Source organism: Pseudomonas sp. NPDC089396 (genome assembly GCF_044749545.1).
Lineage (GTDB): Bacteria > Pseudomonadota > Gammaproteobacteria > Pseudomonadales > Pseudomonadaceae > Aquipseudomonas.
On record NZ_JBIVIC010000009.1, the window covers coordinates 82,408 to 97,117 of the forward strand.

The 14,710-nt window shown below is 62.1% G+C and carries 13 protein-coding genes; 3 read left to right on the forward strand and 10 right to left on the reverse strand.

Annotated features, from left to right (window positions below; all coding sequences use genetic code 11):
- Window positions 1-177: 177 nt before the first annotated feature.
- The 10 genes from ACIPZB_RS18185 to ACIPZB_RS18230 form a co-directional block, all read right to left on the reverse strand.
- Window positions 178-411 carry a hypothetical protein gene (locus ACIPZB_RS18185; RefSeq protein WP_400641936.1) on the reverse strand — a complete coding sequence of 78 codons (234 nt, stop codon included), beginning with the start codon at window positions 409-411 and terminating at the stop codon, window positions 178-180.
- 176 nt (window positions 412-587) lie between these two features.
- Window positions 588-1,796 (reverse strand): sodium/glutamate symporter, encoded by a 1,209-nt coding sequence (gene gltS, locus ACIPZB_RS18190; protein WP_400641937.1) that lies wholly within the window; start codon window positions 1,794-1,796, stop codon window positions 588-590.
- Window positions 1,797-1,841: 45 nt separating this feature from the next.
- The gene (hutG, locus tag ACIPZB_RS18195) at window positions 1,842-2,780 is read right to left on the reverse strand and encodes a formimidoylglutamase (RefSeq protein WP_400641938.1); all 939 of its coding nucleotides are present in this window, start codon (window positions 2,778-2,780) and stop codon (window positions 1,842-1,844) included.
- 20 nt (window positions 2,781-2,800) lie between these two features.
- Window positions 2,801-3,526, reverse strand: a complete 726-nt coding sequence (locus tag ACIPZB_RS18200) for an IclR family transcriptional regulator (protein WP_400641939.1) — start codon at window positions 3,524-3,526, stop codon at window positions 2,801-2,803.
- 91 nt (window positions 3,527-3,617) lie between these two features.
- On the reverse strand, window positions 3,618-4,214 hold the full coding sequence (locus ACIPZB_RS18205) for a cytochrome c3 family protein (protein WP_008095615.1): 597 nt from the start codon (window positions 4,212-4,214) through the stop codon (window positions 3,618-3,620).
- Between the two features lie 9 nt (window positions 4,215-4,223).
- The gene (locus ACIPZB_RS18210; protein ID WP_400641940.1) at window positions 4,224-4,709 is read right to left on the reverse strand and encodes a nitrate reductase cytochrome c-type subunit; all 486 of its coding nucleotides are present in this window, start codon (window positions 4,707-4,709) and stop codon (window positions 4,224-4,226) included.
- A gap of 11 nt (window positions 4,710-4,720) precedes the next feature.
- Window positions 4,721-7,225 (reverse strand): nitrate reductase catalytic subunit NapA, encoded by a 2,505-nt coding sequence (napA, locus tag ACIPZB_RS18215; protein ID WP_400641941.1) that lies wholly within the window; start codon window positions 7,223-7,225, stop codon window positions 4,721-4,723.
- Window positions 7,222-7,482 (reverse strand): chaperone NapD, encoded by a 261-nt coding sequence (locus ACIPZB_RS18220; RefSeq protein ID WP_400641942.1) that lies wholly within the window; start codon window positions 7,480-7,482, stop codon window positions 7,222-7,224. Before ACIPZB_RS18220 ends, napA begins: the two co-directional genes overlap by 4 nt.
- 33 nt (window positions 7,483-7,515) lie before the next feature.
- Window positions 7,516-7,683 (reverse strand): periplasmic nitrate reductase, NapE protein, encoded by a 168-nt coding sequence (napE, locus tag ACIPZB_RS18225; RefSeq protein WP_008095609.1) that lies wholly within the window; start codon window positions 7,681-7,683, stop codon window positions 7,516-7,518.
- Between the two features lie 209 nt (window positions 7,684-7,892).
- The gene (locus ACIPZB_RS18230; protein WP_400641943.1) at window positions 7,893-9,458 is read right to left on the reverse strand and encodes a diguanylate cyclase; all 1,566 of its coding nucleotides are present in this window, start codon (window positions 9,456-9,458) and stop codon (window positions 7,893-7,895) included.
- 255 nt (window positions 9,459-9,713) lie between these two features.
- On the opposite strand from ACIPZB_RS18230, the gene ACIPZB_RS18235 reads away from it, so the two are divergent.
- The 3 genes from ACIPZB_RS18235 to ACIPZB_RS18245 all read left to right on the forward strand — a co-directional run bounded on the left by ACIPZB_RS18235 (window position 9,714) and on the right by ACIPZB_RS18245 (window position 14,592).
- Window positions 9,714-11,039, forward strand: a complete 1,326-nt coding sequence (locus tag ACIPZB_RS18235; protein WP_008095605.1) for an MFS transporter — start codon at window positions 9,714-9,716, stop codon at window positions 11,037-11,039.
- Window positions 11,040-11,595: 556 nt separating this feature from the next.
- Window positions 11,596-12,954, forward strand: a complete 1,359-nt coding sequence (locus ACIPZB_RS18240) for an 8-oxoguanine deaminase (RefSeq protein ID WP_400641944.1) — start codon at window positions 11,596-11,598, stop codon at window positions 12,952-12,954.
- A 123-nt stretch (window positions 12,955-13,077) separates the two neighbouring features.
- Window positions 13,078-14,592 (forward strand): nucleobase:cation symporter-2 family protein, encoded by a 1,515-nt coding sequence (locus tag ACIPZB_RS18245; RefSeq protein ID WP_400641945.1) that lies wholly within the window; start codon window positions 13,078-13,080, stop codon window positions 14,590-14,592.
- The last annotated feature ends 118 nt before the right edge of the window (window positions 14,593-14,710 follow it).

Genomic DNA, 14,710 nt, shown 5'->3' on the forward strand with positions numbered 1-14,710 from the left:
CTGCTGTGGGAGCCGGCTTGCCGGCGATGACTGCCATCATTGCGCAGAAGGTGACGATTTGCCCCCGGCTTTCTCTTCGACCAACTTGTAGGCCACTTCTAGATATTGCCCACATAATCCACGGTTTCCCGGCCCACCACCTGGCCTGACAGGTCCTCGATCTTCTCGAAGGGCTTGCTACCAGGGGCGGTGACCAGTATCTCCGGGATGTCTACAGCGCTCGCGCATGCCTTCGAAATCCCCGATCCAGTTCTCGGGTATCGGCAAGACAAGTTTTTGAACTTCCGCCTCTTCAGCCGGGGTCAGTTCGACGCTCGGCAGTTCAGCCGATGGCGCAGCGTTCAAGGAAAAAGGCAGTGAAAGCAACAGGCAAAGGAGGAAATGCTGGAATCTGTTTGGCAGTATGTTCATGACATTCACCCGCCGGGTTTAGCCATATCAGGGTATAGCTCAAATCCTCACCCAAGTCTCCCGCAGAGCCCGTGCACGACCGACCGTTGATTCGGAATCTGGTTTGGCCTCATCGCCGGCAAGCCGGCTCCCACAGGAAGGCGTCGGCGCGCGTTCGCCGGCGATGGGCCGAGGTATCAACTGAACGCGTTGATGAACCAGGTAATCAACGGCAAGGCGACGATGTCGATCAGCACCGCGCCACACAGCGGAACGATGATGAAGGCCTTGTACGAGAACACTTTGTAGTGATCACAGATGGCCCCCATGTTGGCCACTGCATTGGGAGTAGCCCCCAGGCCATGGCCCATGTAGCCGGCGCACAGGACGGCGGCATCGTAGTTACCACCGAACAGGCGGAACAGCACGAATACGCACAACGCCATCATGATCAGCACCTGCACCACCAGAATCACCAGCAACGGCAGGCCAAGTTGCTCCAACTCCCAGAACTTCAGGCTCATCATGGCCATGGTCAGGAACATGCCCAGGCTGATGTCACCCAAGGTGCCGACCGCATTATCCGGGATCTCGATCAACTGGGCACGGTCGTTGAAGTTACGCACAATGATCGCCACGAACATGGCGCCGACATACACCGGCAAGACGATGCCCAGGTGCGCCTTCAAGGCATCGCCGATCCAGAAACCAAGCACCATGATCACCAGCATGCAGGTCAGCAGACGCAGCAGTACCTTGGAGTCGATGGCCACGCCTGGACCTTCGTTGGCCTTTTCCAGCACTTGCAGCGCGTCTGCGCTATCGGCCCGAACCGCGAGTTTCTTCCGGTCGATCAGGAAACGTGCCACCGGGCTACCCAGCAAGGCGCCGGCCACCATGCCGAAGGTGGCCGAAGCCAATGCCGCCGTCGTCGCACCCGAGGTGCCAAGGCTTTCGGCAATCGGGCCAAACGCAGCGGCCGCGCCAAAGCCGCCTTCAAGCGACACTGCACCGGCCATGATCCCCAACAGCGGATCGATCCCCAACGCCTTGGCCATGCCGACGCCCACCAGGTTCTGCAAGAGTGCCAACCCCCAGCAAGCCCCCAGGTAGACGAACAGGATCTTGCCGCCCTGGCGCAGCAGGCCAAGGCTGCCGCCAAGGCCGACGGTGGTGAAGAACATCACCATCAAAGGTGTTTGCATGGCCGTGTCGAGGGTGATGTCCAGCCACTGCAGATTGCGCAGTAGCCACACCACCAGGGCAAAGCCGAAGCCACCGATCACCGGGGCAGGTACACAGAGTTGGCGCAACCAATGGCTGTGCTTTTTCAGTTGTGCGCCCATGGCCAGCAGCAATAGCGCCAGGGCAACAGTGGTCAATGCGTCAAGTTGCAAGGTAAGCATGGGGTAATACTCTTGTTATTGTACTGGGACAGATAAAGGGGTTTTTCAGTCGACCAGGCTTGCCAGCAGCCGCGCGCCGATCTTTGCAGTGCGCAAGTCCTGATCGAGCGCTGGGTTGAGCTCGGCCACATCGGCCATGCGCAACTTGCCGCTTGCCTTGGCACGCCGAACCAGATGCTCGACCACCATCAGGTCGACACCGTGGGCCGAGGGCGCGCTGACACCAGGGGCCTGGCTGGCCGGGAGCACATCGAGGCAGATCGTCATGTACAAATGATCGATGCCCGCCAGGAACTCATCGACATAAGCCTCGATAGCCGCGATGTTCCACGGCTGCATCTGCCGATCGAGGCGATAGCGCACATTCAGGCGCTGCGCCTGTTCGAACAACGCCTGGGTGTTGTTCAGCTCGCTCACGCCAAGGCAGCAGTAGTCGAAGGCCATACCGGCCTGCTCGCAGTATTCGGCGATCTGTCGAAACGGCGTGCCGGAGCTACTTTGCTCGGCATGGCGAAGGTCGAAGTGAGCATCGAAGTTGAGAATGCCAATGCGCGGTTGTTCTTCCAGACGCCGCAGGTGCTGGGCCAGGCCCAGGAAGCTTGCGTAGGCGATTTCATGCCCGCCGCCCACACCCAGCGGCAGATGCCCCTGCTCCAGCAGCAGCGCCACACGCTGGGCATAAGCCCATTGGGCGCCTTCAAGGTCAGTGCCTTGGCAGGCGACATCGCCGCTGTCATAGACCGGACGCTCGCCGCGCCAAGCCAGGTTGGCCAGCGCCTTGCGCAAGACGGGCGGCCCAAGACGTGCGCCCGTGCGACCCTGATTGCGGCTCACGCCTTCATCGCAGGCCAGGCCCACCAGGGCTGTGCCGGGGGCCTGCCGGTCAGCGAAGGGTTGCACCCATTGGTGCCAGCGTAGCGCCGAGGCGCCCTCGCCCGCGTCGATACGGCCCTGCCACGCCGGCAACGAAAGATTGTCTGTCATGCAGAAACTCCAGGTGTGATTCAGTCCAGCCGCGCACCGACGCGCAAAGCGACCTCACAGGTCCAGTGGGTCAGCCGCTCGCTGTTCTTTTGCGCACGAAAGGCCGGGGCCATCAGGCTGATTGCGCCATGCAGCCGGTTGCGGCTGTCGAGTACCGGTGCGCTGACGCCCCAGACGCCGTCGTCGATTTCGCTCAGGCTGACCGCAAACCCTTGGGCGCGGATGGCGATGAAACTGTGCTCGTATTCGGCAATGCCTTCGGCATCCACCCCCTGCTCGTGGAGGAACGCTTGACTGCGCTCGGGCTCCATGTGTGCCAGCAGCACCCGCGCCGAAGCGCCCACCAGCAGGGGCTGGGCCAAGCCTTTCTGATAGCAGCAGCGCAGCGGCTGCGGACTGTCGATCATCTCGATGCAAATGGCCTGGCCATTGCTCGGTACCATCAAGGCGACACTCTCGCGACTCAACTCGGCCAGGCGTTTGAGCTCCGGCAGCGCCTGCGATACCAACAGCGCCTGGCGGTCGAACTTTTTCGCCAACTGCAAGCAGGCAGGCCCTGGCAGGTAGCGACCGTAGCCGTTGTCTTCGGCAAGGCCCCAGCGCAGCAATGTCTTCAGGTGCCGGTAGGTGCTGCTCAACGGTTGATCCAATTGCAGGCTCAACTCTTTGGCCGCCACGGCTTCCTCGGCTTGTCCGAGCGCGACGAGAATCTGCAACAAGCGATCGGTGGGGTTGGTGTAGTTCATGTGTGCTCCTTGCCAACATGGTGCACACCGTTTTCTCAAAGGGTGAAACAGGATTCCCACAGAGTGGGAAATTTTGTTCACAACTGGGCGATTACCAGCCCTTCACCCCCGTCATGTCCGGCAGCTTGTGCGCGATGCCCTTGTGGCAATCGATACAGGTAGCCTCGCCGCTGGCCAGGGAGGTGGAATGCATGGCGGCGGCGCGTTTGCTCTGGCGGGTGAAATCCATGAACTGGAAGTTGTGACAATTGCGGCACTCACGCGAGTCGTTGGCCTTGAGCCGTGCCCACTCGTGCTCGGCCAGTTCGCGGCGGTGAGCGACAAATTTTTCGCGGGTATCGATGGTGCCGAAGAGCTTGCCCCAGACCTCCTTGGAGGCCTGCATCTTGCGCGCGATCTTGTGTGTCCATTCATGGGGCACATGGCAGTCCGGGCAACTGGCGCGCACACCGGAACGGTTGGTGTAGTGGATGGTTTCCTGAAGTTCGACGAACACGTTGTCACGCATCTCGTGGCACGAGGTGCAGAACTTCTCGGTGTTGGTCAGTTCGAGTGCCGTGTTGAAGCCCCCCCAGAAAATGATCCCGGCGATGAATCCGCCAAGCGTCAGAAAGCCCAGGCTGAAATACACACTGGGACGACGCAGGATGCCCCAATAGTCCTTGAGCAGGGCAATCAGTGTTTTCATGGCACCTCCTCAGGGTTTGCGCGCAGCGTTGGCGTCGTCTTGCAGGATCTTGTCGATGGTCTCGAAGCTGTTGCCCACCAGCGGCTGCACTTCCTTTTGCACGACATGGCACTGGTTGCAGAAGTAACGCCGTGGCGACACCGCGGCCAGGGCCTGGCCATCGCGGTCCATGTAGTGGGTGATGCTGATGGCCGTCGCCTGGCTCTTCGCGCTATTGGCCCGGCTGTGACACGCCAGGCACTTGTTGCCATTGATGTCGATCTGATAGCCGCGAATGGAATGGGGAATGGTCGGCGGCTGGTCGGGGTAGTTGCGTTCACGCTTGATGTCGCGGTTCTCGTCGTTGGCAATGGGCGGGGCCGGCATGCTTTGCGTCAAGGTACCGCCAGGTCGACGCCCGTCGGGCCCCGGCGCATCGAGCGGATAATCGACCTCCGCGGCCAGCGCCAGGCCAATCGCGGCCAGCAGGAACAGGGGCAGCATTCGAAAAGGCATGATGGGCCTCCTCAGGCCAGGCTGATCAACTCGATGCGGATCGCGCACTTCTTGTAGTCGGTCTGCTTGGAGATCGGGTCGGTGGCATCGAGGGTGACTTTGTTGATCAGTTTGTTGGCATCGAAAAACGGCACGAACACCAAGCCGCGCGGCGGCTTGTTGCGACCGCGAGTCTCGATGCGCGCACGGATTTCGCCACGCCGGCTGATCAGCTTCACTTCACTGCCACGGCGCGCCTGCATGGCCTTGGCATCTTCAGGGTGCATGTACACCAGGGCATCGGGTACGGCCTTGTACAGCTCTTCGACGCGTTGGGTCATGGTGCCGGTGTGCCAGTGCTCCAGCACCCGGCCTGTGCTCAACCAGAACGGGTAATCGGCATCCGGTGCTTCGGCAGGCGGCTCATAGGGCAAGGCGAAAATGATCGCCTTCTTGTCGGGGTAGCCGTAGAACTGCACAGCACTGCCTTTCTCGACATAGGGATCGAGCCCTTCGCGGTAGCGCCAGCGGGTTTCCTTGCCATCGACCACGGGCCAGCGCAGGCCGCGCTCGCTGTGGTAACGGTCGAAATCGGCCAGGTCATGGCCGTGGCCGCGGCCAAAGCGGGCGTACTCCTCGAACAGGCCTTTTTGCACGTAGAAGCCGAAGGCCTTGGCTTCGTCATTCTTGTAACCGGCTTCCATCTGCTCGACGGGGAACTGGTCGACCTGCCCGTTCTTGAACAACACCTCGTACAGCGTCTTGCCTTTGAGTTCGGGGGCCTTGGCCAGTAGCTCGGCAGGCCAGACTTCATCGGTGGTAAAGCGCTTGGAGAATTCCATCAGCTGCCACAGGTCCGACTTGGCATCTCCCGGCGCACTCACCAGTTGATGCCAGAACTGGGTACGCCGTTCGGCATTGCCGTAGGCGCCCTCCTTCTCTACCCACATGGCGCTCGGCAGTATCAGGTCGGCCGCCTGGGCGGAAACGGTGGGGTACACATCGGACACGATCACGAAGTTCTCGGGCTTGCGCCAGCCAGGCAGCACCTCTTGCATGATGTTGGGACCGGCATGCATGTTGTTGCTGGCCTGGGTCCAATAGACGTTGAGGACACCGTCCTTGAGCATGCGGCTCTGCTGCACGGCGTGAAAGCCGACTTTCTCCTGGACCGTGCCGGGCGGCAGCTTCCAGATCGCTTCAGCGGTGGCCCGGTGCTTGGGATTGGTCACGACCATATCGGCAGGCAGGCGGTGCGAGAAGGTCCCGACCTCGCGAGCGGTACCGCAGGCCGAGGGTTGCCCGGTCAGTGAAAAGGGACTGTTGCCCGGTTCGCTGATCTTGCCCGTGAGCAGGTGAATGTTGTAGATCAGGTTGTTGGCCCACACCCCCCGGGTGTGCTGGTTGAAGCCCATGGTCCAGAACGATACGACCTTGCGCTTGGGATCGGCATACAGTTCGGCCAGGGCCTTGAGCCGTTCGGCGGGCACTCCGGTTTCCTTCGCGGCGCGCTCCAGGGTGTAGGGTTTGACGAACGCCGCGAACTGATCAAACGAGATGTCGCTCCAGGTGTTGGCCTTGTCGGCGTTCTTGGCGCGGGTTTCCAACGGATTGTCCGGGCGCAGCCCGTAGCCGATGTCGTCGGCCCCCTGGGCGAAGCGCGTGTGCTTGCCAATGAAGTCCTGGTTGACCGCACCGCTTTCGATGATGTGGTTGGCGATGTAGTTGAGGATCAGCAGGTCGGTTTGCGGCTTGAATACCATGGGGATGTCGGCCAGCTCGAAGCTGCGATGCTCGAAGGTGGACAGCACCGCCACCTTGACGTGAGGCTGGCTCAGGCGCCGATCGGTGACCCGGGTCCAGAGGATCGGGTGCATCTCGGCCATGTTCGAGCCCCAGAGCACGAAGGCATCGGTGGCTTCGATGTCGTCGTAGCAGCCCATCGGCTCGTCCGCGCCAAAGGTGCGCATGAAGCCCATCACCGCCGAGGCCATACAGTGACGCGCATTGGGATCGATGTTGTTGCTGCGAAAGCCGCCCTTCATCAGCTTGTTGGCGGCGTAACCTTCCCACACCGTCCATTGCCCGGAGCCGAACATGCCGATGGATTCGGGGCCTTTGTTCTTCAAGGCCTCCTTGTACTTCTGCGCCATGATGTCGAAGGCCTGATCCCAGCTGATCGCCTGGAACTCGCCCTGCTTGTCGTATTGACCGTTCTTCATGCGCAGCAGCGGCTGGGTCAGGCGGTCGACGCCATACATGATCTTCGACAGGAAGTAACCCTTGACGCAGTTCAGGCCACGGTTGACCTCGGCCTTGATATCGCCGTGGGTGGCGACTACGCGGTTGTCCCGCGTCGCGACCATGACGCTGCAACCGGTGCCGCAGAAGCGACAGGGTGCCTTGTTCCAGTCCAGGGTAACCATGTCCGCTTCGGTCACCAGGTTACTGGCGCTGCTGAATATCGGCAGGCCGGCAGCGGCGGCGGCAATGGCGGCGGCATGGACCTTGGCAAATTCCCGGCGAGTCAGGCTCATTCGATGTCTCCTGCAGGGTCGAGGAGTTCGTGATAGACCAGCGCGGCATTGAGTACACCTGGAATGTTGCTGATCTGTTCGATGCATTGAAGAATCTGGTTTTCGTGCCCGGCTTCAAGCACCACCACCAGTTTTCCAACGGGACTTTCCTGATGCAGTTCCAGGCCCGGCAACAAGCGCAGGTTGGCTTTTACCGCGGCAAACAGCTCGGGGCGGACGTGGACCAGAAGGCTTGCGATATGCAGGGGCTCATCCATGCGCAGGCTCCAATGGATGTCAGACAGGTGTCATCAGTTCGGCGGCCCGGGAGGCCCCAACAGCATTTGCGAAAACCAGATGATGAAACCGTAGCCACCGACGATAACCACCGATAGCAATGGAAACAGGAAGGCGACAAGAAACAGAAAAAGGCGAGTTTCTTTCCCGCGCTCGCTTTTTGGCGCTGGGTCAGTGGGCATGGATCAAACTCCAGGCAAACTTGCCTGAAGACTAGATCAGGTTGTTAGTTCGCGCGCTTGTCACGACCAGTGGCGGTGACCAAGTCCCGGATATCACCAGTGGATATGAAATTGAACATGACTAAGTGATTGGATCAATACAACCTATCAGCGATGTGTTGCAACCTGTCCGAAACAGTGCCCGTTACTGATCACCCAACACCCCACTGTCAGCAGGCAACCACCCTGTTGCGCCCCTGCTGCTTGGCCCGATAGAGGCGTTCGTCGGCCAGCTTCAAGACCTCATCGGCGGTCGGTGTCTGATCGTCCATGCAGGCCACACCTACCGAAAGGGTCAGCCTGCCCACCGCGGGTGTCTGGCTGGTCGCCACGTTTTCCCTGATCCGCTGCGCGATGGTTTCGGCGATGGCGATGGGGCTATCGGGCATGATCACGATGAACTCCTCTCCCCCGTACCGGCACACAAGGTCGCTTGACCTTGAATTGATCTTCAGGATATCGGCCACGTGCTTGAGCACCAGGTCGCCAACGTCGTGGCCAAACACATCGTTCACCCGCTTGAAGTGATCGATGTCCAGGGCCAGTACGGCATAGGGCTGTTCGGTCTGGGTCAACAGGTCGAGGAAGGTGGTCATCGCCCTGCGATTGGCCAGGCCGGTCAAGGCATCGCTCTGCGCTTCTTGGTGGAGACGGCCGAGGGTTTGCTGCAGGAGCCTGACACCGCTGAGCAGCGCTCGGCGGATCGCCGCTGCATCACGGTACCAGGCTTGCACGTTGAGCAATTGCGACTCGGCCTGGGGCGCGGTCAGCTGCATGGCGGTGATCGACAGCTGGCGCAGTGGCCGCACGATCAGGTTGGTACCTGCCAGAATCAGCCCCAACCCGATGATGCCTGCCGGCAGCATGCCGAGCAGCGTCTGCCCCATCAGTTCGGCCAGGGGCGCCAGGGTGCGCTCACGTGGCTGCTCGGCGATGACGGCCAGCCCGGTGCCCGCCACCGGCGCGAAGCCTGCCAGCATCTGCTCCTGGTTGTGGTCTGCCAACTGCATGGCGCCGTACTCACCCCGCAGCGCCTGGTCCACCGCCGGGCTGGGCGTGAAGATCTCGCCGATTTGCCGTTGGTTCGGGTGATACAGCACACGTCGGTTGCCATCGACGACGAACACGAAGGTGCCCTCGTGGTGAAAATGACTACTGATCAGCGTATGCAAGGCGCTCTGCTGCTCAAGATAGATGGAGCTGCCGATCACCCCGATAAATTCGCCCGAGGCACGGGTGACAGGTTGCGAGATGAACAGCACCAGATGCCCCGAGCGGGAGATATAGGCCGAACTGACCATAGGCTTGCGCGCGTGCAGTGTCTGTTCCATGAGCGCTGAGTCCAGCGTGGCGTCATGGCCACTGCGCAACACCTGCGGTGCCGTTTGCAACACCCTGCCGCTGGCCCCGACGATGGCAACCGCGTTGAGGTCCAAGTCCTGATCCCGCAGGCGATTGGCTTCTGCCCGCAGCGCCGCGGGATCATCCCAATGATCGGCCAGGATCAAGGCACTGTATTTCATGCGCCGCTGCGCCGAATGAAGGAAGGCTTCAATGCTTGAAGCGACCTTGGCGGCGTAGGCCCGGTTGGCTTCGAGGGTGGAATCGATCAGGGCATCGCGCTGGATGCGATAGGCGACGATGAGGCCGTTGCACACGGTGGCGAGCACCGACAACAGCACAAAAAGCAGCACGAGTGCTCGCAGATCAAGCAACTGAGGCCAGAAGCGCTTCATGTCACATCCCCGAAAGAGTCGCCGAGGTAACGCTCTTCAGGCTAGCTCGGCCAGGCACTGATGGCGGCCTGCTCGCGCTATTTACCCGATGCTGTCCGATGACCGTTGCATGTGTTCGATTATCGAACAGTAGCCTGCAACCTTGCATTGACGGCCCCGCCCGCGCTGCTCACCATTCCCTTGTCTTGCGTGCCTTTCTGCCCTGAACCTGGCCGCAGCCATCATCCGCTCCTTACAATTTCAAGAAACAAGCACATGACGCCTTCGAAGATCGACACTACCCTGCCGCCCCTGCCCCAGGGCTCCATCGGCAGCAAGATTCGCGGCGCGTTCGCCGTGGGCAAGACGCGCTGGGGCATGCTCGCCCTGGTGTTCTTCGCCACCACCCTGAACTACATCGACCGCGCCGCACTCGGCATCATGCAGCCGATCCTGGCCAAGGACATGAGCTGGACGTCGATGGACTACGCCAACATCAACTTCTGGTTCCAGGTGGGCTACGCCATCGGCTTCCTACTGCAGGGCCGGCTGATCGACAAGGTCGGCGTGAAGCGCGCATTCTTCGTCGCGGTGCTGCTCTGGAGCCTAGCCACCGGTGCCCATGGGCTGGCCACCTCGGCCGCAGGCTTCATGGTCTGCCGCTTCATCCTCGGCCTGACCGAGGCGGCCAACTACCCCGCCTGCGTCAAGACCACGCGGCTGTGGTTCCCGGCCGGTGAACGGGCCATCGCCACCGGGTTGTTCAACGCCGGCACCAACGTCGGCGCCATGATCACCCCGGCCCTGCTGCCGGTGATCCTGGCCGCCTGGGGCTGGCAAGCGGCCTTCATCGCCATGGGCTGCCTGGGCCTGGCCTGGGTGGTGCTGTGGGGCCTGAAATACTTCAACCCCGAGGAGCACCCCCACGTGCGCCAGAGCGAGCTCGACTACATCCAGCAAGAGGTCGAGCCTGAGGCGGTGCGTGTGCCGTTCAGCCATATCCTGCGCATGCGCGGCACCTGGGCCTTCGCCGTGGCGTTCGCGATTACCGCGCCGGTGTTCTGGTTCTACCTGTACTGGCTGCCGCCGTTTCTCAACCAGCAGTACAACCTGGGCATCAGCGTCACCCAGATGGGCATCCCGCTGATCCTGATCTGGCTGACGGCGGATGTCGGCAGCATCGGCGGTGGCATCCTCTCGTCGTGGCTGATCGGCCGTGGCATGCGCGCCACCCGTGCACGGCTGGTGTCGATGCTGCTGTTTGCCTGCACCATCGTCAGCGTGACCTTCGCCGCGCATGCCAGCGGCCTGTGGCTGGCGGTACTGGCCATTGCCGTGGCGGTAGGCGCGCACCAGGCCTGGACGGCGAACATCTGGAGCCTGCTGATGGACTACACGCCCAAGCACCTGGTGAGTACCGTGTTCGGCTTTGGCAGCATGTGCGCGGCCATTGGCGGGATGTTCATGACGCAGATCGTCGGCAGCGTGCTGACCCTTACCCACAACAATTATGCCGTGTTGTTCACGCTGATCCCGACGGTGTATTTCATTGCGCTGGTGTGGTTGTACTTCATGGCGCCGCGCAAGCTCGAAGCGGTGTAGCACAAGATCAGTGATTTTTCCCTGTGGGAGCCGGCTTGCCGGCGATAGGGCCCGAACAGGCTATCCAAGGCAACTGTCTTTCGCCTGCTCTGGCCTCATCGCCAGCAAGCCGGCTCCCACAGAGGGTGCGCGAGCTCTTGGAAGGTGAGCAAGGCAGTGGCCTCCCACAGGAGCCCAGGCGCTGCAGCCACCCAGCAAGGGTCCAATTTTTCGTATACAAAAAAATACAATTCTGGTTACATTAGCTGACGCCTACGACACCGGTAATCGCCGCTGCGTATTGCGACAGGCTAAAGCCATGCCTTACCCCTACCTGCTCGCCCCCTCCGAGCCCCCTGCGCGAATCACTGCATTCGCCGCGGTTCCGTTTTCCCAGCACACCCCCCACCGCCTCACGCCTAGCCCATGTGCTCCGGCGGCGTCGACGCGTGCGCTGCTGCGCTAACGAACCTTGTGGAAACTCAGCACCTGGTTTCTAGGGTTAGGCTCTAATCGAAAACCGGGTGTCTGCAAACCTCGAATTGCAACCCGAACCCCACGCGGGAGTGGAACACCTATGCCCAAGACATTACTGATCAAGAACGCCGAACTGCTGGTGACGATGGACGGCCAACGCCGCGAGATCAGACGCGGCGGCCTGTACATCGAGGACAACCTGATCAAGCAGGTCGGCCCCAGCGACGAACTGCCCCAGCACGCCGACGAGATTCTCGACATGACCGGCAAAGTGGTCATCCCCGGCCTGGTCAACACCCACCACCACATGTACCAGAGCCTCACCCGCGTGGTGCCAGCGGCGCAGGACGGCGAGCTGTTCAACTGGCTGACCAACCTGTACCCGATCTGGGCCCGTTTGACCCCTGAAATGATCTCGGTCTCGACCCAGACCGCCATGGCCGAGCTGATCCTGTCCGGCTGCACAACCTCCAGCGACCACCTGTACATCTACCCCAACGGCTGCAAGCTCGACGACAGCATCCACGCCGCCGAGGAAATCGGCATGCGCTTCCATGCCGCGCGCGGCAGCATGAGCGTGGGCCAAAGCCAAGGCGGCCTGCCACCGGATTCGGTGGTGGAGAAGGAGAGCGCGATTCTCAAGGAATCCCAGCGCCTGATCGAGGACTACCACGACGCCAGCCATGGCTCGATGCTGCGCGTGGTGGTGGCGCCCTGCTCGCCGTTCTCGGTCAGCCGCGACCTGATGCGCGAAGCGGCCGTACTGGCACGCCAGTACGGCGTGTCGATGCACACCCACCTGGCCGAGAACGTCAACGACATCGCCTACAGCCGCGAGAAATTCGGCATGACCCCTGCCGAGTACGCCGAAGACCTGGGCTGGGTCGGCCACGATGTGTGGCACGCCCACTGCGTGCAGCTCGACCAGCACGGCATCGAACTGTTCGCCCGCACCGGTACCGGGGTGGCGCACTGCCCGTGCTCGAACATGCGCCTGGCCTCGGGCATCGCGCCGATCCGCAAGATGCGCGACCACGGCGTGCCGGTGGGCCTGGGCGTGGACGGTTCGGCCTCCAACGACGGCGCCAGCATGATCGGCGAAGTGCGCCAGGCCCTACTGTTGCAACGGGTCGGCTTCGGCCCCGACGCGATGACCGCGCGCGAGGCCCTGGAAATCGCCACCCTCGGCGGTGCCAAGGTGCTCAACCGTAACGATATTGGTGCCCTCGCCCCGGGCATGGTGGCCGACCTGGTCGCCTTCAGCCTGAACCACGTGGCCTATGCCGGTGCCCTGCACGACCCGCTGGCGGCCCTGGTGTTCTGCACCCCAACCCACGTTGACACCAGCGTCATCAACGGCCGCGTGGTGGTCAAGGACGGTCGTATCACCACCGTCGACCTGCCGCGGGTGCTGGAGCGCCACAACCAGCTGGCACGCCAACTGGTGATCGGCGAGTGATCCACCCAGGCCGTTGCCCGTCGCCTTGAAGCAACGGCCTGCCCTCTTCTACACCGCTTCACCCACCGCGACTGAGACCGTGCTGTTAGACGCATCAAAAAAAACAAAAGCGAGCTACTCACCATGACTTCTCCCGCTACACCTCGTCCGGAAGACGAGAACCTCGGCGTCGGCGCAAACCTGGCCTACGGGCTGCAACATGTGCTGACGATGTATGGTGGCATCGTTGCCGTTCCGCTGATCATCGGCCAGGCTGCAGGCCTGGCCCCCGCCGACGTCGGCCTGCTGATCGCTGCCTCGCTGTTCGCCGGTGGCCTGGCTACTTTGCTGCAGACGCTGGGCATTCCCTTCTTCGGCTGCCAGTTACCGCTGGTCCAGGGCGTGTCGTTCGCGGGCGTGGCGACCATGATCGCGATCCTCGGCAACGACGGTCAGGGCGGCCTTGCCGTGGTGTTCGGCGCGGTGATTGCCGCGTCGCTGATCGGCCTGCTGATCACTCCGCTGTTCTCACGCATCACCCAGTTCTTCCCGCCATTGGTGACGGGCATCGTCATCACCACCATCGGCCTGACCCTGATGCCGGTGACGGCGCGCTGGGCCATGGGCGGCAACAGCCAGGCGGCGGATTTTGGCAGTACGTCCAACATCGCCCTGGCAGCGTTCACCCTGGCCACCGTGCTACTGCTCAGCAAACTCGGCAGCGCGAGCATTTCGCGGCTGTCGATTCTGCTGGCCATGGTGATCGGCACCCTGGTGGCCCTGGCCTTTGGCATGGCCGACTTTTCACAGGTGCTGGAAGGTTCGATCGTCGCGCTGCCGCAGGTGCTGCCGCTGGGTGCGCCGCAGTTCCAGGTGGCGGCGATCCTGTCGATGCTGATCGTGATCGTGGTGACCATGGTCGAGACCTCCGCCGACATCCTCGCCGTCGGCGAGATCATCGACACCAAGGTCGACTCCAAACGCCTGGGCAACGGTCTGCGTGCGGACATGATCTCCAGCGCCCTGGCGCCGGTGTTCGGCTCGTTCACCCAAAGTGCCTTCGCGCAGAACGTCGGCCTGGTTGCGGTGACGGGCGTGAAAAGCCGCTATGTGGTGGCGTCTGCGGGGCTGATCCTGGTGACGCTGGGGCTGTTGCCGGTGATGGGGCGGTTGATTGCCGCCGTGCCTACCGCGGTGCTCGGCGGCGCTGGCGTGGTGCTGTTCGGCACGGTTGCGGCCAGTGGTATCCGCACCCTGGCCCAGGTCGACTACCGCAACAACATGAACCTGATCATCGTCGCCACCTCGATCGGTTTCGGCATGATCCCGATTGCCGCGCCTGGGTTCTACCACCACTTCCCGGCCTGGTTCGAAACCATTTTCCACTCCGGCATCAGCTCGGCGGCGATCATGGCGATTCTGCTCAACCTGCTGTTCAACCACCTGCGTGCTGGCAACTCCGACCAGCAATCGGTGTTCGTCGCTGCCAGTGAGCGTACCCTGCGCTACCGCGACATCGCCGGGCTGAACGACGGCGATTTCTTCCGCGATGGCAAGTTGTTCGACTGCGACGGTAACGAGGTGCCGGTGCTAGCGGAAGAGGACGGCCATGGGGACGTTCATGCTCCCCGCAAGCGGCGCCTGGAACAGGCGCACTGAGTGATTGGGGCCGCCATCGCCGGCAAGCCGGCTCCCACAGGATTGTGCATGACATGAAGTCGATGCGGTCCATGTGGGAGCCGGCTTGCCGGCGATGGGCTGCATAGCAGCCCCCTTA